Raw genomic sequence first — 21,889 nt, forward strand, 5'->3', positions numbered from 1 at the left:
TTGCAGAATAAAGGGAACCCGCGGGCTCCCTTATTTGTTTAAAAAAAATAGGGCTGACTCACTTTTGAGACAGCCCCCAAATTTATTTATGTTTCAGTAGACTAGAAGCTAAAGCCTGTCCAGCTGAATGCTGAAGTATCAGCACCACCTGTACTACCTTCTGTAACATTAATTGTAGCGTTGTTAGCACCTGCTTTGTTGTCATTAATGTCAAGGTTAGCACCTGAAGCTACAACTGTTAGAGTAGCACTTCCATTAGCATCACCAGCACTGTCAGTACAGTCTACAAAATCTTCAGGAGCAGGAGCATTGCTACCCCATTTTACTAATGCGTTTGTAAGTGTAACACTGCTACCCCTACGGATTTTGAATACATCAGAGAATACTGCGTCTGCATTGTTTACTATAGTCATACCGGTAATAGTAGGGCTAGACTGGCCAGTTTGGTCAGGGTACAGACCGTCAAGGTTACCATCAGCTTCAATACCCCTTGGGTCTGAAGAAGTATCAGTATAACCCGCTTTCCTGATAGCGTATACATTAGTTATGGTTCCTTTATAACCTTGTGTCCAGTCAACTAAATCATCTTTAGCGTTAACACAAAGGAGATTTGTAACATTTACGTTACCACCAAAAAACTCAATAGTATCATCATCACCATCATAAATAGCAATGTCGCTGATAGTAGTACCTTTACCTACGCCGTAAAGTGTAAGGCCGTTAAATTCTTTTTCACCGTTGATACGTGCACCAGAATACCTGATTTCTACGTGAGAAAGTTTACCTGAGCTATCGTTAGCATCATCACCACCGTAAAAATGGTCAACAACTTCAGTTACAGCAGAACCACCACCGCTGATAGGAGCGTAACCACAAAGGATAACACCACCCCAGTCTCCAGCTACAGGAGAAGAAGCATTTGAAGTAAACACGATAGGAGCACCAGCAGTACCCTGTGCATCAAGTTTAGCACCTTGCTCAACAATTACATATACATTTGTACCACCAGCAGCAGCTTTAATTTTAGTGCCAGGGTTAAGTGTTAGTGTGTAAGGAGGCCTTACAATTAAACCACCTGTTAGCGTATACTCTCCGGCAGGCAATTCAATATCTGCACCTATAGCACCTTTAAGATCGTTAGCATCATAATCCGGGTCATCAAGAGATGTGATAACACCATTTTTCTGGCCGTCGTTACCGCCATTGTCTTTTGAGTCATCATCATTACAGGCTGCAAATAAGCCGGCAATAACAGAAAGCATTAAAACTTTTTTGATTGTGTTCATGAATTTAAGTTTAAGAGTTAAATAATTAAGTTATATATAGTTTTTATTAAAGGGTCCAGTTTACGCCTACAGAGAAGAACATACCTTTTTTATAAGTACTTACTGTTGCTTCTTCGCGGTTGCCGCCAGGGTTAATATCCTGGGTTAACCTGAATTTAGGATCAAGTATATTGTTTACAGAAAGGCTTAACTGAAGGTTTTTGTTTAAGAATTCAAATTTGTTTATAAAGTCAAGGGTAGGTACGCTCTTTTCTACTATATTTTCGTTACCCCCTGTTCCTACAGAGTAAACTTTATCGTAGAAATAGTTAAATACTAATGTAGAGGTAAGCTCTGTTGTATCATTTTTGGCCGTGTAGCTTAAATCTGAGTTTACCAGCCATGGCGCGGCACCCTGCATTTTACCTTTATCGTGTGTAAACAGTACGGTAAGATTATCTTTATCGGTATCATTTTGTACCTGCTCTGTATAGAGGTATGAGGCATTAAGCCCAAAAGTAAACTCATTGGTCCTGTTATCGCTTTCTACGCTGTAAATGTTTTTGCGTAGTTCGGCTTCTATACCCGCAACAAAAGCGTGGTCTGTATTTACATAAGAATAATCGTTAGCAGCAGAGTTTACACGTATACGGCTTATTGGGTCCTGTATGTATTTATACAGAGCGCCTATAGATACAATTTCTTTGCTTGTAAAATACCAGTCGTACTTCAGGTCAATATTATAATCGGTTGAAGGCACAAGGTATGGGTTACCAAACTCAGAATAGTTTACTGATTCATATAAGAAAGGCGCTGTTTCTTTAAACTGAGGCATGGTATAGGTTTCGCTTGCTGCAAAACGAATGGTGTGGGCTTCGTTTAAAGAGTATTTTAATGTTGCACTTGGCAATACATACGTCTTCTTTATGTTTGAAGGGTCTATAGTAAGGTTGTTCACACTGCTCGATAGGTTGGTATCCCAATCAATAGTCTGTTCAAAATCTTCAAAGCGTACCCCAAGCTGGGCAGTAATTTTTTCGTTAAAAGGATATATTATAAGTCCGTATGCAGCATAGATATCACGCGATGCTTCATAATAGAACGGGTCAAAAGCATCGGCAAGCCTTCCTCTGTGTGTTACAAAATCAAATCCGTCATTTGCTTTACCAAGAGTTAGGTTTGCCTGGTTAAAGAAAGAGTCGGGGTTGTTAATATCAATAGGTATAGGTTTTCTTACATCATAGTTTATTTGCGAGAAGTTAAATGTCCTCTCGGTATGGCGCACATTTACACCTACTTTTACTATTTTTAAAAGGTTTTCTTCCGGATTCAGGGTATAATTACCTTCAAGCCTACCAGTGATATCATCTTCGTCAAGCGTAGAGAAAAAACGGTTGTTAAGCCCTGCGGAGTTACTGGCTACCAGGTGGCCTTCATTGCCGTTATAATCATAATCGTAAGAGTTTGTCCTCCTGTCCGGCTCAGAGCCACGCATCATGTTATACGAAACACCTCCGTTAGCGCTTATTTTATCGGTAAATTTATAATCAGCAACCAGCTGGTTTACAAAAAGGTTGTTGTTATTTAACTGCTGGCGGCGTATTATTGAGTTTGTTGCCTCGTTATTGTCGTTAACATTTGTAGAGTAACCATTATAATCTCCTACCGACTGGTTGTTGTCATGTATGTAAAGGGTGTTGTAACCAATACTACCTTTGTCAAACTTATACTTTACGTTACCTAACAATGCCTGTGACGCTTTGTACTCAGAGCTTTTAAAATCCAGGTCCTGGCGGAAACCACCTGAATTACTTATCTGGCGTACATGGCCTTCTTTATACTGAAAGTAGTTGTTGTTTAGCACCACCCCAAATAGTGATAGTGTATTGCCGTTGGCCAGCTCAAGCTTTTTACCGCCCAGTATATTAAAGTTAGAGTTTATAGGTGTACTTTTTTCAACCGGCTTAAAGCTGGTTTTAAAGCTATAGTCTGTAAGGTTATTTACAGGTACATCTTTACCGTTTTCAAGAAAACCGAAGTAATTATAAGCACCGTCTGCCACTAAAAAGGTAGCATCCATAACGTTTGTGTTTATACCCGCCCCGGCAGCTACCGAAAAATAGCTGTTTTTTTCAAGCTCTTTAGACGATATATCAATATTAGCCCCGGCAACATCACCATACAGGTCTGCTGAAAAGGTTTTATTGATGTTAATGTTTTTTATAATTTTAGTAGAAAAGAAGTCTAACGAAATGTTTTTATACACAGGATCTTCAGAGGGTAAAGGCAACCCGTTTAAGGTAGTAGAGTTGTAACGGTCTCCAAGTCCGCGCACAAATACGTTGTTAACGCCTTCCTGTTTTGTTACACCGCTAGTTTTAACTACTGCGGCAGCGGCATCACCTACACCTTTACGGCTAAGTTCTTGTGCACCAATGGCCTGTTTCATTTCAACAGCATTTTTCTGCTCCAGTAATAACGCCGATTCTTTCTCCCTGTTTACAACAGTTTCAATAATTACATCTTCTAACAGTACGCTGCTGGAAGACATAACCTTGTTTATTGTTTTTGTTTCGCCGGCTTTAACGCTTACCGGTACCTCTATGGTTTCATATCCTAAAAAGGCAAAAACAAGGGTGTGGTTACCTGCCGGTACTTTAAGGGAGTACTTTCCGTTGTCATCCGTATTAGTGCCAATGCTTGTGCCTTTTATGGCAACGCTGGCAAACGGTAAGGTTTCATTGTTCATGTCTTTATCTGTAACGGTACCGGTTATTACCCCCGTGTCCTGGGAATAACCTAACGCTATGAAAAAGAACGTGATAGCTAAAAATTTAAGTTTCATTCTCGTGTTGTTGTAATTTTCAGCAAAGAAACCCATGGTAGACAAATCTAATGTTACTTAAACGTTAGGTTTGTCTTTGCGGTTTATTATTAAATTGTTAACATATTAAATAACAGTTAACAGGCTAAAGTGTTTTTGTATTATCTTTACCTTTGGTGCCGAATTAACAACAACGTACTTGTAAATGTCCTCACAGATGAAAAAAAAAGACATCAAAATATTATTGGTTGATGATGAACAGGATATTTTAGAAATTGTAGGATACAATCTCTCTCAGGAAGGCTACCAGGTGATTACGGCCACCAATGGAAAAGAGGCGATAACCAAAGCCAAAAAAGAACTGCCACACCTTATTATAATGGATGTGATGATGCCCGAAATGGACGGCATGGAGGCAGTAGAAAACATTAGGAAATTACCGGAGCTTAGTAATGTAATTATTACCTTTTTAACCGCAAGAAGCGAAGATTACTCTCAGGTAGCAGGTTTTGATGCAGGCGCTGATGATTATATAGCCAAGCCTATAAAGCCTAAATTACTGGTAAGCAAAGTAAAAGCCCTGCTAAGAAGGCTTAAGGATGATGACAGTAAAGAGGATGTATTAAGAGTAGGTAATATAGAGATTAACCGCGAGGAGTATAAAATAATAATGGATGAGCGTGAAATTATTTTACCCCGCAAAGAGTTTGAATTGTTTTATCTACTGGCTTCTAAACCCGGAAAAGTATTTAAAAGGGAAGAAATTCTTGATAAAGTATGGGGTAATGAGGTAGTAGTAGGGGGCAGGACCATAGATGTACACATTAGGAAACTGCGCGAAAAAATAGGAGACGAATTATTTAAAACGATAAAAGGGGTAGGCTACAAGCTGGAGGTTTAGTGACGTTAAAATTAAAGAAATCTTACAAGTTTGCCGTAAAATCGGCAACTATAATTACAGTATTTTCTACGTTGCTCCTTGCGGGGCTACTGCTTGCTATATCTGATTTTTCGGTTGCTATTGTATTTTGTTTTGGCTTTATACATTTTGTGTTTGCCTTTTTTTTATTGCAATACCGTGTAGAGCGGTTTATATACCGGCGGGTAAAAAAAATATACGATGACATATCGTTGCTGGAATCCAGCAGCCTTCGCAATAAGGCCATTACTACAGATATGGCTACCCTTACCCGCGAGCTTGAAAAGTTTGCCCGAGACAAAAAAATTGAAATTGAAACCCTGAAGGTGCGTGAAGAATACCGCAGGGAATTTCTTGGCAATGTATCCCACGAATTAAAAACCCCGCTGTTTACCGTACAGGGCTACCTGCTTACCCTGCTTGATGGTGCCATGAACGATAAAACACTGCGCAAAAAATACCTGCAGCGTGCTGAAAAAGGCGTGGAGCGGCTTATATATATAGTGCAGGACCTTGACATGATAACCAAACTGGAATCAGGCGACCAAAACCTGAATTTTGTGCGGTTTAATATTGTAGAACTGGTGCAGAATGTTTTTGACATGGTAGAGATGAAGGCCGATAAAAAAGGTATTATACTTATGTTTGACATGAAGTATATAAAACCGATAATGGTATATGCCGACCAGGAAAAAATTCAGCAGGTGGTTACCAACCTTGTGGTAAATTCTATTAAATACGGTAAAGAAAACGGTACTACAGAGGTAGCTATTGAAGACCTTGTAAATAATAAAGTTATTGTGCGGGTAAAAGATAATGGTGAGGGTATAGACCAAAAACACATACCCCGCCTGTTTGAGCGCTTTTACCGGGTAAATAAAAGTGGTTCCCGCTCCGAAGGCGGCTCAGGGCTCGGCCTTTCTATAGTAAAACATATTATAGAAGCCCATGAAGAAAAAATTTATGTGGTGAGCGAAGTTGGGCAGGGTTCAGAGTTTTCATTTACCCTCGAAAAGACAAAATAAATCTTTCCAACGCAGGGGGGTGCCTATATGTTTTAGCCCCTTATACAGGTCTATTTTATTTAAATCTTCTATCTTAAAACTGTTTTGTTTAGAAAAGGGCACCATGCCCGATTTTTTGAGCTTTTGCGCTAAATATTCCTGCTCATACTGCCCCGGGGTAGGTATAAAAAAAGCTTTTTTGCCCAGTTGTGCCAAATCCATAATAGTAGTATAGCCAGAGCGGCAAAGCACCCGGTCGCTTTCGTTAAAAGCCTGCTCCAAGGTGGCGGTACTCATAAAGTTATAGATGGTAACATTATTATTTACGGTTATTTTTTCTTCCGGCTCAACTTTACCTTTTATAAACAACACATTGCCGTTATAATTTGGCAATTCGCGGTCCAGCTTTTCTTCCAGCATGGTACGTTGCGGTTCCGGCCCGCTAAGTATGGCCATAAGGTCATATTTCTTTTCGGCAGGTTTTTTATGCAGGCGGCTAAGTGGGCCTATGTATTTTACTTTAAGCTTTTCGTTTTCAATATGTCCCAGCTTACCCGAAAGGTTAAAACTGGAGGCTACATCAGGCACCCAGCATTCGCAGTATTTTTTTATAAACATCTGGTGCACCTTGCTGGTAAACCAGGTGGTATTTCCTGTTAATACATTAAGCTGGTGGGTAATAAAAACCGAGGGTACTTTTTTGCTGTAAGCACCCAGGCGGTTGTCAGATATAATTCCGGCTATATTATGTTCTGCAACAATTTTTTCTACCAGTTCCCTTTCCTTCATTACCGCCTTAAACATATTGGGCATTTGCGATAGCAGCTTCATTTTAAAAAATGAGCCGTTTTTGGCATACTCAATGTTATAGGAGGGTAACTCTATTGCAGTAAGGTTAGGAAATTCTTTCCTGAGTAATGCCAGGGCTGTTCCATCTGAAGCCAGCACGGGTTCAAAGCCGTGATTTTCTAATGCCTCAATAATAGGTATGCAGCGTGTAGCATGTCCTAATCCCCAGTTTAACGGGGCAATCAGAATTTTTTTAGTTGATTGCAAAACAATAGTTTGTTTAAAAGATTAATTATGCAATCTAAAGTTATTTCCCATAAAGTATATTTCCCTAATTTTACCAAAAATTTAAATTTAAGCGTGGGAAGCAAGAATAAACTTAAAAGATTTAAAGAAAACGAGACATTTAATAATGTTATACAACCTGAAAGGGAAGAAGCCCTGGCAGGCAATTTTGAACTGAAAGGTAAATGGAACAGCGATTTTTTTAAAAACAGCAAACCGATTGTGCTGGAGCTGGGCTGCGGAAAAGGCGAGTATACAGTTGGGCTTGCTACCCACTACCCAGAAGTAAATTTTATAGGTATAGATATAAAAGGCGCACGGCTGTGGCGTGGCGCAAAAACTGCTACCGAACAGGGGCTGCCCAATGTGGCTTTTTTGCGCACACAGATAGAGCTGCTTGAACAGTATTTTGCCGAAGGCGAGGTGAGCGAAATATGGATTACTTTTCCAGACCCCCAGATAAAATACAAGCGCACAAAACACCGCTTAACCAATGCTGAATTTTTGCAGCGTTATAAAAAAATATTAACACAGGATGGTGTGGTGAACCTTAAAACGGACAGTGAGTTTATGCATGGCTATACCCTTGGGCTGTTGCACGGTGCAGGCCATGATGTACTGTATGCCAACCATGATGTATACCGCAATGAAGGCGCCCCGAAAGAGGTAACCGGCATACAAACATTTTATGAACAGCAGTATTTGGATAAGGGAAAGCCCATTACGTATATCAGGTTCAAAATAAAATAAATATGTATATAATCCTACCTGTTGTATTCGGCTTTTTGTCTTCTTTTCTTACTACTTTAATGCCTGGCCTGCTTAATATTACAGCTGCAAAAATATGTTTAAAAGAGGGTAGGAGCAATGCGGTCATATTTTCTGTAGGCGCTGCCTGTACTGTGTTTGTACAGGCTTTTATAGCAGTATCATTTGCAAAATTTATTTTTAGCAGGCCGGATATTATTTACATATTGCAGGAAGCCGGAATCGTTATTTTTGCCTTACTTTCAGTATTCTTTTTTTTTATTGCTAAAAAACCAAAGCAAAACCCTGATTCAGAAATTGTTAATACCAGGTCAGGTACTGGTAATTTCTTCCTTGGTGTTATGCTCTCAGCATTAAATTTGTTTCCCATACCATTTTATGTGGCCATAAGCATCTGGCTTTCGCAGGCAGATTATTTTAATTTTGATACCCTGTATATCTTTTTATATGTATCCGGGGCTATGATTGGGGCATTTGCAAGTTTTTATGTTTATGTATTGTTTTTCAGGAGGTTTGAAGATAAGGCAGCTTTCTTTTTGCGGAATTCTAATTACTTTATAGGTAGTATTACGGCATTAATAGTGGTGCTCACAATTCTTCGCATATGGGGGAACTAAACCTGTGTTATGAGTGATAGCCAAAGCTTTTTTGAAAAAGTATATGCGGTGGTACGGCAGGTGCCTTATGGCCGTGTAACCAGCTATGGAGCTGTAGCCCAATATCTTGGTGCGGCACGTTCGGCGCGTATGGTAGGCTGGGCCATGAATGCCAGCCACGGGCAGGAAGATGTACCCGCACACCGGGTAGTAAACCGCCAGGGGTTGCTTACCGGAAAACATCATTTTGAGGGTACCAACCTTATGCAACAGCTTTTAGAAAGCGAAGGTATTGAAGTAAAAAACAACAAAATCGTTCACTTTTCTGCACATTTCTGGGATCCGGCTGTGGAATTACTGAAAAGATAAGATATTGATTATCAATCGTATTTATTTTTTTCTTTCACACCTGCCGCCAGGGTCTTTCACACCTTTGTAATGCCCCATTAAAACATTAGGCATTTCCTAAGAAAACCTCTCGGTGTAAAACTTCGGTAAATAAACTTTTCACCCTATCTTTGCAATTTGAAACCAGTCTTAATAAGAGGCTGTTAGCATTTTTTATATTATGAAGTTAGACAGAAAAGAAATATTAAAAGCGCTTGAAACCATAACCCTTGCCGGAGAAGGCCAGAATATGGTAGAAAGCGGCGCAGTACGCAATGTACTTACTTTTGGAGACGAAGCTGTGGTAGAACTTGTACTTGCCACCCCTGCCATGCACATACGCAAAAGGGCAGAGGCAGATATAGTAAAAACCATCCACGAGAAAGTATCGGCACAAGCCAAAGTAAAAGTAAATGTAAGGGTTGAAGCCCCCGAAAAACCGGAGATAAAAGGCAAGCAAATGCCCGGCGTAAGTAATATTATTGCAGTAGCCTCTGGCAAAGGTGGCGTGGGTAAATCTACCATTACGGCAAACCTCGCGGTAACACTGGCCAAAATGGGCTTTAAAGTAGGCGTACTGGATGCCGATATATACGGGCCATCTATGCCTATAATGTTTGATGTAGAGCGCGAAAGGCCAATATCGGTTATGGTTGATGGCAAAAGCAAAATGAAACCGATAACCAGTTATGGTGTTGAAATATTATCTATCGGGTTTTTTACCTCACCGGAGCAAGCCGTAATATGGCGTGGGCCAATGGCAGGTAAGGCATTAAACCAGATGATATGGGATGCCGACTGGGGTGAGCTTGACTTTTTATTGCTGGACCTACCTCCGGGAACCGGAGATATCCACCTGAGCATTATGCAGTCATTACCTATAACCGGGGCGGTAGTAGTAAGTACACCGCAGGCTGTAGCATTGGCCGATGCCAAAAAGGGTGTGGCCATGTTCCGCCAGGAGTCTATAAACGTACCCGTACTGGGAATTATAGAAAATATGGCGTATTTTACACCGGAAGAATTACCGGATAATAAATATTACATCTTTGGCAAAGAGGGCGCTAAAAACCTGGCCGAAGACCTTGATGTACCTTTTCTTGGCGAGGTGCCTATAGTGCAAAGCATACGCGAAGCCGGAGACTACGGCCGCCCGGCAGCATTGCAGACAGCTACGCCATTAGAGGCTTCGTTTGAAGAGTTGGCGCGCAACGTAGTGCAGGAAACGGTAAACCGTAATGATAACCTGCCACCTACTGAAGCTATAAAAATAACTACCATGGCTGGATGTTCAGCTGTTAAAAAGAAATAACATGGTTACAACAGACGAACTTAAATTAAATGTGGAGAAGGCCCTTGATGAAATACGCCCGTTTCTGGAGTCAGACGGTGGTAACATCACGCTTATTGATATAGAAGATGATAAACATGTAAAGGTACGCCTGGAGGGTGCCTGCGTGGGTTGCAGCGTAAACCAGATGACACTGCGCGCCGGGGTAGAAACCACCATTAAAAAATATGCACCGCAAATAGAAACGGTAACTAACGTTGCCGTGTAATTGCTAGCATGATATAAATCATAATTTAATAAAGCATTACGTTGCAACTTGCGGTACCGTATTGCTTTAACTTTATCCTTTTTGCATGATTACTACAGATATTTTAATTATAGGAGCAGGGCCCACAGGGCTCTTTGCCGTATTTGAAGCCGGCCTTTTAAAACTTAAATGCCATATTATTGATGCACTGCCGCAACCGGGCGGACAGCTTACAGAGCTATACCCTAAAAAACCCATTTTTGATATTCCCGGGTTTCCATCGGTGCTGGCGGGCGACCTGGTAACAAACCTTATGGATCAGATCAAGCAGTTTCAGCCGGGCTTTACGCTTAATGAAAAGGCAGAAACTATTGATAAGCTGGATGATGGCACCTTTATAGTTACTACCAATAAAGGTACAAAACACCATGCCAAAGCCGTAGCCATAGCCGGAGGGTTAGGTAGTTTTGAACCCCGTAAACCACAGTTGCCCAATATTGAAGCCTACGAAGAAAATGGTGTGGAATATTTTGTAAAAAATCCGGAGCAGTTTAGAGACAAGCGTATTGTAATTGCCGGTGGTGGCGACTCTGCGCTGGACTGGAGCATTTTCCTTGCTGATGTGGCCAAAGAGGTAACACTGGTACACAGGCGTAATGAGTTCCGTGGGGCGCTGGATAGTGTAGAGAAAGTGCAGGAGCTAAAACACCAGGGCAAAATAAACCTTATTACCCCTGCCGAGGTAACCAATGTATTGGGTAATGGTAAGGTAGAAGCGCTTGAAATTGACAGGGAAGGTGAAAAATCAGTTTTTGAAACCGATTATTTCATCCCGCTTTTCGGGCTTACACCAAAACTTGGGCCAATTGCCAATTGGGGCCTTGAAATTGAAAAGAATGCTATTAAAGTAAACAATGCGCTGGATTACCAGACTAATATAGAGGGTATTTATGCCATTGGCGATATCAATACCTATCCCGGTAAATTAAAGCTGATATTGTGTGGTTTCCATGAGGCTACGCTTATGTGCCAGAGCGTATACAGCAGGCTAAACCCCGGAAAAAAATATGTGCTGAAATACACTACCGTGAGTGGTGTAGACGGTTTTGACGGTACCCGTAAAGAAGCCGAAAAACAAGTGGTAAAGGCGATTGAATAGAATCTTAAATAGTCTCATAAAGCTGAAGGTCATAAAGTCGAAAGGGAATAATAACTAAATGGTTAGATGTTTTGACATGAGTGAAGCTGCTTTATGACTTTTGACGTTATGACTTTTGACAAGAAAATGAGTGAGATAACATTACATATAACGGATAGGGAGGGAGTAGCCCATACCGTGCAGGCGCCAACCGATATGGCGATGAACATAATGGAGGTGGTACGCGCTTATGAGTTGGTGCCCGAAGGTACCATTGGTATCTGCGGGGGTATGGCCATGTGTGCCTCGTGCCAGTGCTACATTTTAAATGAGGTACCACTGCCTGAAATGGGCCCGGATGAAGATGCCATGCTGGCTGAGGCATTTAACGTAAAGCCCAACAGCCGCCTGGGCTGCCAGATACCCATTACCGAAGAACTGAACGAGCTGAAATTAGAATTAGCCCCGGAAGAATAAAATAAATCCCGCAGTCAGCGGGATTTATTTTTAGTAGGGTTAAGAAATACTGCTTTATCACCGCTGGCGCGAGCGTCACGCTCGTGCTAAAAGATTAATATTCTGCTGGGGAGACTCTCGCAAATTCTAAAAAAAGTAATACATTTTATATATTAAGATTTAAACTCGGCACGAGCGTCACGCTCGTGCTAAAAGATTAATATTCTGCTGGGGAGACTCTCGCAAATTCTAAAAAAGTAATACATTTTATATATTAAGATTTAAACTAGGCACGAGCGTGACGCTCGCGCTAGCTTGGGGAAGATGCTATGATGGCTGAAGCGTTTAACGTAAAACCCAACAGCCGTCTGTTTTGCCAGATACCTGTTACAGATGAACTAAATGGGCTTGAAATAGAATTAGCTCCTGAAGAATAAAAATAATGTAGTAGCCGGCAACGGTAAAGCAGGAGCTATATATCTATATAAAACAAAAGCGCGGGAAATAGTTCCCGCGCTTTTGTTTATGAGTAAAAACTATACTTAGTTTTTGATAAACTTAATAGTTTTTGTCTGGCTGCCTTTGCTTATTTTGATAAAGTAAAGCCCATTGCTGTATGAGGCAGTATTTACACCAAGGTTAGAGGTAGTTTCTACCTTAACATTAGCCATTACCTGCCCAAGGCTGTTATAAATAACATAACTATCAGGTAGTTCGCCGTTACTTACAGAAATATTTAATAAATCCTGTGCAGGGTTAGGGTATACATTTATACCGTTAAGTAGTTCAAAATCTTCCCTTCCGGCTACTGGCTGGCATACATTTGAATTTAGTAACGAAGCCCTTCTCTGAGCATACTGTAATACCGTTAGTATCCTTTCTTTCTGATCCTGTGTAAAAATATTCATACAGGCATCATTCGTGTAATCCATATAGTTCTGAATCATATCACTACCCAGGGATAACGGGCAGGAGTCATTAGGGCTACACCCGTAATTTGCCTCAGCCGATACCGGTGTGTCTGGGCAGTAATCTTTAAAAGAATCTGCAGCATTTACATTACAGTTACTAGTATTACTGTTACCCCAAGTGTGGTAAAGCCCAAAACAGTGGCCAATTTCGTGAGTAGCAGTTCTTCCTTTGTCAAAAGGGGCTGCATAATTACCTCCTGCTAAGCTTGAAGAACCAAAATATTTATAGCCTATAACAACACCATCGGTACTGGCAGGGCCCATATAATTAGGTAAATCATTCAGGTTAGAAGAGTTAGGAAATTGCGCATAACCCAGTAATTGAGAATTGTTTCCAAAGTTAACTACCCATATATTAAAATACTGGTTAGGGTTCCACTGTGTATCGGGCTTAACCTGAGAGTCAATAATTTCCTCGTTTGGCCATATGGCTTCTTCAAGGTTTACCCTGTCAATTCCATTGGTAGGGTCGCCATAAGGGTCTACCTGTGCCAGGCAAAATTCAATACCAATATCAGCGCCTACAACATTATTATTGTATCCGGGAGTACCAAAGGCACGCCTGTAGTCCTGGTTAAGCACTTCAATTTGCGCCATTACCTGTGCATCAGAAATGTTTTCATTTACCCCAACAGGGTCACCGTCATGTATTACGTGCACCACTACCGGTATTACATATACACCATCGTCAGACTGCCCGTTAAGCTTTTGCCCTCTGCGCTTTTGTATTTTATCCTGTAGCCAAACTTCAAACTCCTCCCTTGTTTCACGTTTAGGATATTTTTCCTGAAGGTATTCTTCGTATTGGTTAGTGGCACAACGAATTATTCCGTTTTCAGGGTTCACATCGGCAACGCGGCCAAAAACCCGTGCCTGCTGCGCATACGTATTAGCTGCGCCTAATAACAGTAAAACTGCCAGGGTAATAGATTTAAATATAATTCTTTTCATTTGTAGTGTTAAAAAATCTTTAAAAAGTTACGCAAGATATTCAAATACAACATAAGACAAAAACTTATTACGTTAAATATTTCGCATTAAAATTAATTAGCAGCTATATATTACAAATAAAAAACAGGCAGAATGCTTAAAAATATAGATAAACAGCCAGTAATTTACCTATGGCATTTTTCATTTACACTGATTTTTTACGCATGTCAGTTAATGCTTCAGTAAAAAAATATAGTTACAGGGTAAAAATAAAGCCCGGTTTAGCCGGGCTTTATTTATAAAACTATTTGAATTTTAATATTTTATAAACTGTAAAGTTTTAGTTCCTGTAGCGGTTGCAAAGTTTATAAAGTAAACGCCATTGCTGTATGAAGATATGTCTATCTGCTGGTTGTATGCTGTTACACCACCTTTATCCATTACCTGGCCAAGGTTGTTATATATAGTATAACCTTGTGGAAGCGCCACGTTTTTAGATATATCAACCGTAATAAGGTTGCTGGCAGGGTTAGGGTATAGTTTTATACCGGTAGCAGTAACGGCAGGGGTATTGGTACCCATAGTAATATCAACCCCAAAAGTTGCGGTTTCATACTGGCCAAATTCACCACCGCTTATAAATACATTGCCATTTGCATCAGAAACAGTATAATATCCTTCGCCATATTCGCAGCACATACCGTCAGAAAGTATGTCATATATAAAGAAGGTATAACACTGGCCGCTTTCAAGAGGCACTATCTGAGTAACCAGCTCACCTGTTTCGCCTTCAATCTCGCTATCATTATATGGGCCGCCGGTAGTAATAATTTGCTGGTCACTGTCCATAATGCCCCATATAGTTTCAGAACCATAAGAGTCGGTTTGTATGGTTACGGTTACCTCTTCGGTTTGTGAATTAGCTATTATTTTAAAGCCGGCTGTTTTAAGGTCGTTTTCGGCATAGGCATCTTCTCCACCATTAACGGTAATAATATCAGCTGTAAAAGTATAGGCACCGCTTGGTAGTGCCATTAGCGGTAATGTAATAACATCGCTATCATCCTGGCCCAGGTTGCCGGTCCAGTTAATTTCGGTTGGTTCGCCGTTATTTAAAGTATAGGTTATTGTTGCTGATGTAAGTATATTATTACCGCTGTTGGTAATTTTTAGTTCCGGGGTAAAAGTGTTAGAACAATTTACCATGTTTAACCCGTTAATATAAAGAGAACCGTCATTATCAAAAACCTGGGCCGGGCTGCACGCGTTAGAAGTAGCCAGGCTTACCCTGCGGGGCGAGTTGGCAAGTACTGCCGCCATACGCGCTTTTTGGTCCTGTGTAAAAATGTTCATACAGGCATCCGGGGTATAATCCATATAATTTTCAATCATGTCGGCACCTTCACTGTCCGGGCAGGAATCTACCGGGGTACAATTTTGGTTTGCCCCGGCTGCAACAGGTGTATCTTCGCAATAATCATCTACATCACAGCCACCATCGCCCCATATATGGCGTAAGCCTAAATAATGGCCAATTTCATGCGAGGCAGACCTTCCCTTGTCCCTGCCGCCTATTTCGTCATAAGTACCTTCGGGAAAAATTGCCCGCGACCCAAAGTAGCGGTGCCCTAACACCACGCCATCCTGGTTAGGCACGGTTTGGGTATCAGGTAAGTTAGGGTCATCAAGCCCGCCAAGGCCAGATTCCATCGGGAATGTTGAAAAACCGGCCAGTTCAGTCTTAAAGCCAAATACCTCAACATAAACCCAGTCTACTACCCATATATTAAGGTACTGTTCAGGATCCCATTGTGTTTGGGGTTTAAGTATTTCATTCGCATCCGTCATGCTCCAACCGTCTGCAACATCCATCTGGTGGCGTATAATACCTGTGGTATTTTGCCCGTCTGGTGCTCTTTTGGCAAGGCAAAACTGTATTTCCATATCAGCGCCAACGGGGTTATCATTAAAACCCGGTGTGTTGGCCATGCGCCTGTAATCCTGGTTAAGCACTTCAATTTGTGATAGTATCTGCGCTTCAGAAATATTTTCATTCATCCCAACAGCGTCGCCATTATGTACCACGTGTACCACAATGGGTATGGTAATAATAGGGTTGGGGTCATCCATATTAGATTTTTGTAAATTTTTTGCGGCTATTTTACCAGCAATCCAGTTTTCAAAGCTGGGGGTGCTGCTAATGCCAGGATATTTTTGTTCCAGCATTTGCTGGTTAATAGTAGTGCCGCATGGTATTAATTCTGTACCCCTGCCAAATTTTTTAGCGGGTTTTTCCTGAGCATGCATACCCAGGGCAAAAAGGCCTGTAAAAAACAGCGCAGACGATTTTGAGAGTTTGTTGTGTTTCATGTGTTAAAATTTAAAAGAATGTGTTAGTCCAAACCATATGTCGAACATTTTCAGATTTTGTAACATGTAACAGCAAAAAAAATTGCCTCAGGAAAGGCAATTTTTACTAATTGTTTCAAAACTATATTGTTATTAAATCGAAGCCATATCGTGGTGCATAATTTTTTCTTCAATGGCATCCCAAAGCCCAATCCGTTTTTCAAGGGCCAGTTTAGATACAGCTTCAGCCTCCTGCCATTTCACAGTATCATCACCGCACAGTTCCTGTATCATTTTCATGGCCATTGGCCCGTGCTCATCAGCATCAAGCTCTATATGCCTTTCAAAATAATACACCAGCTTATCTAAATCCGTATCAGGAAAGTTTTCCTGAAAATTTCTCAATATCTCGGTAAACATGCCCGGTATAAGATCTTCGCGCCCAAAGGTAAAGGCAGCGGCAATTTCATGCGGTGCACCCTGCTCTATTACCCTAAAGGTAAAGTCCAGAAACGCTTTTATGTTTTCGTGCAGGGTGCTGTTTTTTATTGAAACAAAAATGTTTTGCGTGGTTATCACATCCTGCATAAACGTCTTCACATCTGTAGTATCTGCACCGCAGGCCTCCATGGCCTCAAGGTACATTTCATAATGGCTCTGCCTTTTGCCATTTATATTAATATCGGTTTCCTCGCCCAGTACAATTTCGTTAATAAGGTAACGCATTTCCGGGTTGCCAACAGGCATCCACGGTGTGGCAGTGCATGTAAGTTTGGTTTGCAGCGCTTTTAGCAGCGACATAAAATCCCAAACAGCATACACGTGGCACTCTAAAAAACACTTTAGGTCATCTACTGATTTAACTTTATTGTACACAGGGTGATCCAGCAATTGCGCTTTTAAAGGCGCTATGTTCTGGTTAATTATAACAGTGTCCATAACAATTGTTCTATTTTATGCAAAGTTAGTAAAGGGTAATAGCAATATAAAAACTATAGCATTGTTTTTATCAATACTACAATTATGCCATATTATTATAACAGCATTACATTTTTAACAATAAAAATTTTAAGTTATTAGCGGCTCCCCTTTTTATGCATATACGTATTTAAGGTTATGAGGGTTTTGAATTTTACTTAAAAGCACTTAAACCTGTTACATCCATACCGGTAATAAGCAGGTGTATATCATGCGTACCCTCATAGGTAATAACGCTTTCCAGGTTCATCATGTGGCGCATAATAGGGTACTCTCCGGTTATGCCCATACCGCCAAGCATTTGCCGTGCCTCGCGCGCAATGTTAATAGCCATATCCACATTATTGCGTTTTGCCATAGATATTTGTGCCGATGTGGCTTTGCCCTCATTACGCAGGGTGCCCAGCCTCCAGGCGAGTAGTTGTGCCTTAGTGATTTCGGTAATCATTTCCGCCAGCTTTTTCTGCTGAAGTTGTGTTGCGCCGATAGGCTTATCAAACTGCATACGCTCTTTACTGTAGCGCAGTGCCGTATCATAACAATCCATAGCGGCACCTATAGCGCCCCAGGCAATGCCATAGCGTGCAGAATCTAAACAGCCAAGCGGTGCGCCAAGGCCGGATTTATTAGGGAGTAAATTTTCTTTAGGTACTTTTACATTATCAAAAATAAGCTCGCCTGTAGCCGATGCCCGTAACGACCATTTGTTGTGCGTTTCCGGCGTAGTAAAGCCTTTCATGCCACGCTCTACTATCAGCCCATGTATACGGCCCTCTTCATTTTTAGCCCACACCACCGCAACATCGGCAAAAGGTGCATTGCTTATCCACATTTTGGCGCCGTTAAGCAGGTAATGGTCGCCTTTATCTTTAAAGTTGGTAACCATGCCACCGGGGTTGCTGCCGTGGTCTGGCTCGGTAAGGCCAAAACAGCCCATATATTCGCCACTGGCCAGTTTGGGGAGGTATTTTTTACGTTGCTCCTCGGTACCATATTTATATATAGGATACATAACGAGCGAAGATTGTACCGATGCCGTACTGCGTACCCCGCTGTCGCCACGCTCAATTTCCTGCATAATAAGCCCGTAGCTAATTTGGTCTAAGCCTGCGCCGCCATACTCTTCGGGTATATAGGGGCCAAAAGCGCCAATATCGGCAAGGCCTTTTATTAATTGTTTTGGGAACTCCGCTTTTTGAGCGGCATCTTCTATAATAGGCGATACCTCACGCTTTACCCACTCACGGGCAGCGTCGCGTACCATTTTATGCTCATCGGTAAGTAAGTCATCAACCTGATAGTAGTCAGGTGCCTGAAAAAGGTCGGGTCTCATAAAAAATTTGTTTGTGTTACTTACAAAGATATGCAGATTTGTAACAAAACAAGAGTTGAGTGTTATAATATTTAAATATGGTCTGTGGGGGCGTGCAATTACATCTTTAAATAAAAATCCCGGGTAAGTTGTATGTATTCTGGGGTGTGCTGGTGGCGTGCAGTTTCTATAACCAGTTCATCTGTAGCAATATCATTGGTTTCATGGCGGCTAAAGGCCATAAGGCTGCGCTTTATTTCGGTTTCGGGGGTGCCTTTTACATGGGTGATTTTAAAAGGGAACAGCCCTTCTTCGCGGCACAGCATCCTGAAGCGGGTTTCCTCCTTATAGGGCAGTATAACGGCAAGCACACCATTTTCGCTAAGCAGTATGCCGCAGGCTTCGGCCAGGTCTTCAAAAGGTAATGATGTGGCAAACCTTGCCAGGTCGCGCTCTGTTTTGCCACTGGTATAATCTTCAGTATAAAAGGGTGGGTTGCTCACTATAAGGTCAAACTCTTCTTCCCACTCTTCCATATAATCGTCTAACGAGGCGTGGTAGCAAAACAGGCGGTCGCCCCATGGGGAGGCTTCAAAATTTTCCACACATTGCTCATAGGCATTGCCATCAATTTCAATAGCTTCTATTTCTGCATTGCTCCGCTGCGCCACCATAAGGGCTACCAGCCCGGTGCCCGCGCCAATATCCAGCACATTATAAGGGTTGTGTGCCACAGGTGCCCATGCGCCAAGCAAAACGCCATCAGTACCCACCTTCATAGCGGTTTTATCCTGCTGTACGGTAAATTGCTTAAAACGGAACACCTTAATTATTTTAGATTTTGAATTTTATATTTAAATTGAAGAAGTAAGATGATAAGTAATAGATGAAAAATGTTTTAGCTGTCAGCAATAAGCTATCAGGCAAGGGGCTTCTAACTTTAAACCTGAACTAACTAAGGTAAAGGTCCACCAACCCTTCGGGAGTATTTAAAAGTACCTGTTTGTTTGGGCGGTCAATCTTTACAATAAAATCATCTATCATGGGTACTAATATCTCTGTTTCCCCTTTTTTAATTTCAAAAAGCGGCTGTGCAGAGTTATCGTTTATGCCGGTAATAATACCAATGTCGCCAAGGCGCTCATCTACGGCAGTAAACCCTATAATTTCATGAAAGTAAAATTTATCGCCCTCCAGCTTTGGCAGCATGGTAAGGGGTAGGTATAATTCGCAGCCCAAAATGCGGTCGGCAGCTTCTTCGCTGTCTACATCTTCAAACTGTATGCGCAGGAAGTCATTTTTGTGCAGGCGGCTTTTTTCAATAAAAAATGGAACCAGGTGTTTGTTTATTTCAACAAACACCGATTCCATGTCTTCATAATACCCGGGGTCATCGGTATCCAGCCAGGCCAGTACCTCGCCCTTGTAGCTAAATTTTTTGGCGATTTTACCTAAGTAGAAACAATCTTCTTTATGCATGCGCCAATATAAAATTAAGCCTGGGTTTCTTCTGTGTTTTCTTCAGAAGCAGTTTCTTCAGTACCTTCAGCTGTAGCTTCTTCGGCGGCTGATTCAGCAGCAGCATCGGCTTCAGCCTGTTTTGCAGCAGCAATACGGTCTTCGTTAACTTTTTTCTCAGCCTCAAGCGCTTTTGCTTTCGCTTCGGCTTGTGCAGAAGAAAGGTTTTCTTTCTTTCCGTTAATTTTTGCGTCTTTCTCCTCGTTCCATTTAGCAAACTTTTCGTCAGCTTGTTCCTGGGTTAAAGCCCCTTTGCGCACACCGCCGTCAAGGTGGTGTTTAAGCAATACGCCTTTGTAAGAAAGTATAGCCCTTGCAGTATCAGTAGGCTGTGCACCATTGTGTAACCACTGTACAGCGCTGTCTACATTAAGGTCTATAGTTGCAGGATTGGTGTTTGGATTGTACGTTCCTATTTTTTCAAGGAATTTACCATCTCTTTTAGAACGGCTGTCTGCCGCTACTACCCAGTAAAAAGGTTTGCCTTTTTTACCGTGTCTTTGTAGTCTGATTTTTACAGGCATAATCTTATGATTAAATTGTGGGGTACCCGACCCCTGTTAATTAAGGGTGCAAATATATAAATCTTTATTGTATAATAATTTAAAATGTTTAATTTTAAGATTTTTAATGGGATAGTTTACTTCGTTTATTATTTTTTATTGTGATTTATTTTATTTTAATTAGGATATATTCTATAAAAAACTATTTTTGTCGTTGTAAAAAATTGAATTACCCCTTCTAACTATAGAATAATGAGAAAATTTTTGTTACTTTTTGTGTTGTTGGCTGCTTTTACCTCGTGTGAAGAAGATGTGAAATTTAATACCCCTGCCGTGCAGGGTCTTAAAGATGATGTGTTATGGAAAGCTACTGATTTTACAGCTACAAAAGGGGGAGACAATTCACTCACCATTCAGGCATCTAACGGCTTTGAAACCCTGGTGCTAAAAACCGCCAGTATAACCGCAGGAACATATCAGTTAGGGGTTGATAACAGCAGCAAAGCATCATACACCTTATTTATAGACTCATTTAATTCAGAATACGAAACAGGGGCAGGTATAGGCAGCGGACAGATTACTATTAGCGATAACCCCTTGGAAACTAACCTAGCCGAAGGCTATGTAACCGGTACTTTTCGTTTTAGCGCAGTTGATACTGAAGGAAATTATGTGTATTTTCAGCAGGGTGTATTTTATAAAGTGCCGATTTTAGGTATTACAGAATAAAAAATTATAAATGGTTTATAGCCTGAAACCTGCTGAAAAGCAGGTTTTTTGTTATAGTGAAATTTTTTTTGTATTAAAATTTTATTAAATATTTTTAAATCACCATTTTATAACTAAATAAGTTTACATTTGTATTGAGTATAAAACACCTATTTAACAGGAACAATTAACTTTTATTTTATGAATATTTTTGTGGGAAGCCTACCATTCAGTATGGATGAGGCAGATTTAAGAGCTTCTTTTGAGGCTTACGGGCCGGTTGATTCTGTAAAAATCATTACAGATCGTGAAACTGGACGTAGTAAAGGTTTTGGCTTTATTGAAATGCCAAACGATGATGAAGCCGAAAAGGCTATTGAAGAACTGAATGGATCTACATTAGGCGGAAGGGCAATAGTGGTTAACAAATCTGAGCCAAGGCCACAGACTGACAAAAGGAGCTTTAGCGGTAACCGCGGCGGCTTTAACAGAGACAGCCGTGGAGGTAGTAGTAATGGTGGCGGACGCGGCGGTTTTAACCGTGGTGGAGGCAGTGGCTACAACCGTGGTGGTTCATACTAATTGATAACTATCAGGTATTTACATAAACCGGCCAACAGGCCGGTTTTTTTATGCCCTTTCCTGTAGGTG

21 protein-coding genes and 1 pseudogene are annotated in these 21,889 nt (G+C 41.1%); 12 read left to right on the plus strand and 10 right to left on the minus strand.

The window, feature by feature from the left end; translation table 11 throughout:
• Nucleotides 1-101 precede the first annotated feature (101 nt).
• Both ABS766_RS13620 and ABS766_RS13625 read right to left on the minus strand, forming a co-directional pair.
• Nucleotides 102-1,286, minus strand: coding sequence for a hypothetical protein (locus ABS766_RS13620; protein ID WP_408085747.1), 1,185 nt, complete (start codon nucleotides 1,284-1,286; stop codon nucleotides 102-104).
• A gap of 46 nt (nucleotides 1,287-1,332) precedes the next feature.
• Nucleotides 1,333-4,110, minus strand: coding sequence for a TonB-dependent receptor (locus tag ABS766_RS13625; protein ID WP_408085748.1), 2,778 nt, complete (start codon nucleotides 4,108-4,110; stop codon nucleotides 1,333-1,335).
• 196 nt (nucleotides 4,111-4,306) lie between these two features.
• Here ABS766_RS13625 and ABS766_RS13630 point away from each other — a divergent pair, with 196 nt between their 5' ends.
• Both ABS766_RS13630 and ABS766_RS13635 read left to right on the plus strand, forming a co-directional pair.
• A complete protein-coding gene (locus tag ABS766_RS13630; RefSeq protein WP_408085749.1) occupies nucleotides 4,307-4,990 on the plus strand; it encodes a response regulator transcription factor in 684 nt (227 codons plus the stop codon).
• On the plus strand, nucleotides 4,990-6,033 hold the full coding sequence (locus tag ABS766_RS13635) for a sensor histidine kinase (RefSeq protein ID WP_408085750.1): 1,044 nt from the start codon (nucleotides 4,990-4,992) through the stop codon (nucleotides 6,031-6,033). The genes ABS766_RS13630 and ABS766_RS13635 overlap by 1 nt, the downstream gene beginning before the upstream one ends.
• Here ABS766_RS13635 and ABS766_RS13640 read toward each other — a convergent pair.
• Nucleotides 6,007-7,068 (minus strand): glycosyltransferase, encoded by a 1,062-nt coding sequence (locus tag ABS766_RS13640; protein ID WP_408085751.1) that lies wholly within the window; start codon nucleotides 7,066-7,068, stop codon nucleotides 6,007-6,009. The two genes, ABS766_RS13635 and ABS766_RS13640, sit on opposite strands and share 27 nt — an antisense overlap.
• A gap of 93 nt (nucleotides 7,069-7,161) precedes the next feature.
• Here ABS766_RS13640 and trmB point away from each other — a divergent pair, with 93 nt between their 5' ends.
• The 8 genes and pseudogenes from trmB to ABS766_RS13680 form a co-directional block, all read left to right on the plus strand.
• Entirely contained in the window at nucleotides 7,162-7,836 is a 675-nt protein-coding gene (trmB, locus tag ABS766_RS13645; RefSeq protein ID WP_408085809.1) for a tRNA (guanosine(46)-N7)-methyltransferase TrmB, read from the plus strand.
• Between the two features lie 2 nt (nucleotides 7,837-7,838).
• Nucleotides 7,839-8,471, plus strand: a complete 633-nt coding sequence (locus tag ABS766_RS13650; RefSeq protein ID WP_408085752.1) for a lysine transporter LysE — start codon at nucleotides 7,839-7,841, stop codon at nucleotides 8,469-8,471.
• A gap of 9 nt (nucleotides 8,472-8,480) precedes the next feature.
• Nucleotides 8,481-8,819 carry an MGMT family protein gene (locus ABS766_RS13655; protein WP_408085753.1) on the plus strand — a complete coding sequence of 113 codons (339 nt, stop codon included), beginning with the start codon at nucleotides 8,481-8,483 and terminating at the stop codon, nucleotides 8,817-8,819.
• A gap of 199 nt (nucleotides 8,820-9,018) precedes the next feature.
• Nucleotides 9,019-10,149, plus strand: a complete 1,131-nt coding sequence (locus tag ABS766_RS13660; RefSeq protein WP_408085754.1) for an Mrp/NBP35 family ATP-binding protein — start codon at nucleotides 9,019-9,021, stop codon at nucleotides 10,147-10,149.
• Between the two features lies 1 nt (nucleotide 10,150).
• A complete protein-coding gene (locus ABS766_RS13665; protein ID WP_408085755.1) occupies nucleotides 10,151-10,396 on the plus strand; it encodes a NifU family protein in 246 nt (81 codons plus the stop codon).
• An 85-nt stretch (nucleotides 10,397-10,481) separates the two neighbouring features.
• Entirely contained in the window at nucleotides 10,482-11,534 is a 1,053-nt protein-coding gene (locus ABS766_RS13670) for an NAD(P)/FAD-dependent oxidoreductase (RefSeq protein ID WP_408085756.1), read from the plus strand.
• A 126-nt stretch (nucleotides 11,535-11,660) separates the two neighbouring features.
• Nucleotides 11,661-11,990: a 2Fe-2S iron-sulfur cluster-binding family protein gene (locus ABS766_RS13675; protein ID WP_408085810.1), complete on the plus strand. Its 330-nt coding sequence runs from the start codon at nucleotides 11,661-11,663 to the stop codon at nucleotides 11,988-11,990.
• Between the two features lie 299 nt (nucleotides 11,991-12,289).
• A pseudogene (locus ABS766_RS13680) lies at nucleotides 12,290-12,406 on the plus strand (ferredoxin); the annotation flags it as partial.
• A gap of 105 nt (nucleotides 12,407-12,511) precedes the next feature.
• On the opposite strand, the gene ABS766_RS13685 reads toward ABS766_RS13680, so the two are convergent.
• The 7 genes from ABS766_RS13685 to ABS766_RS13715 form a co-directional block, all read right to left on the minus strand.
• Nucleotides 12,512-13,891, minus strand: a complete 1,380-nt coding sequence (locus ABS766_RS13685) for a T9SS type A sorting domain-containing protein (RefSeq protein WP_408085757.1) — start codon at nucleotides 13,889-13,891, stop codon at nucleotides 12,512-12,514.
• A 294-nt stretch (nucleotides 13,892-14,185) separates the two neighbouring features.
• Nucleotides 14,186-16,240: a M43 family zinc metalloprotease gene (locus tag ABS766_RS13690; RefSeq protein WP_408085758.1), complete on the minus strand. Its 2,055-nt coding sequence runs from the start codon at nucleotides 16,238-16,240 to the stop codon at nucleotides 14,186-14,188.
• Between the two features lie 132 nt (nucleotides 16,241-16,372).
• Complete coding sequence (locus ABS766_RS13695) at nucleotides 16,373-17,158, minus strand: DUF3050 domain-containing protein (protein WP_408085759.1); 786 nt, start codon at nucleotides 17,156-17,158, stop codon at nucleotides 16,373-16,375.
• Between the two features lie 193 nt (nucleotides 17,159-17,351).
• Nucleotides 17,352-18,530: an acyl-CoA dehydrogenase family protein gene (locus ABS766_RS13700; protein WP_408085760.1), complete on the minus strand. Its 1,179-nt coding sequence runs from the start codon at nucleotides 18,528-18,530 to the stop codon at nucleotides 17,352-17,354.
• A gap of 98 nt (nucleotides 18,531-18,628) precedes the next feature.
• Complete coding sequence (locus ABS766_RS13705) at nucleotides 18,629-19,333, minus strand: tRNA1(Val) (adenine(37)-N6)-methyltransferase (RefSeq protein ID WP_408085761.1); 705 nt, start codon at nucleotides 19,331-19,333, stop codon at nucleotides 18,629-18,631.
• Between the two features lie 127 nt (nucleotides 19,334-19,460).
• Nucleotides 19,461-19,988, minus strand: coding sequence for a ribosome maturation factor RimM (rimM, locus tag ABS766_RS13710; RefSeq protein ID WP_408085762.1), 528 nt, complete (start codon nucleotides 19,986-19,988; stop codon nucleotides 19,461-19,463).
• A 14-nt stretch (nucleotides 19,989-20,002) separates the two neighbouring features.
• Nucleotides 20,003-20,551 carry a 30S ribosomal protein S16 gene (locus tag ABS766_RS13715; RefSeq protein WP_408085763.1) on the minus strand — a complete coding sequence of 183 codons (549 nt, stop codon included), beginning with the start codon at nucleotides 20,549-20,551 and terminating at the stop codon, nucleotides 20,003-20,005.
• A gap of 231 nt (nucleotides 20,552-20,782) precedes the next feature.
• Here ABS766_RS13715 and ABS766_RS13720 point away from each other — a divergent pair, with 231 nt between their 5' ends.
• Both ABS766_RS13720 and ABS766_RS13725 read left to right on the plus strand, forming a co-directional pair.
• Nucleotides 20,783-21,259, plus strand: coding sequence for a DUF6252 family protein (locus tag ABS766_RS13720; RefSeq protein ID WP_408085764.1), 477 nt, complete (start codon nucleotides 20,783-20,785; stop codon nucleotides 21,257-21,259).
• A 180-nt stretch (nucleotides 21,260-21,439) separates the two neighbouring features.
• Nucleotides 21,440-21,820 (plus strand): RNA recognition motif domain-containing protein, encoded by a 381-nt coding sequence (locus ABS766_RS13725; RefSeq protein ID WP_408085765.1) that lies wholly within the window; start codon nucleotides 21,440-21,442, stop codon nucleotides 21,818-21,820.
• The last annotated feature ends 69 nt before the right edge of the window (nucleotides 21,821-21,889 follow it).

Origin of the sequence: Flavobacterium rhizosphaerae, from assembly GCF_046000445.1 — a bacterium.
In the GTDB taxonomy this organism is placed as follows: domain Bacteria; phylum Bacteroidota; class Bacteroidia; order Flavobacteriales; family Flavobacteriaceae; genus Flavobacterium; species Flavobacterium rhizosphaerae.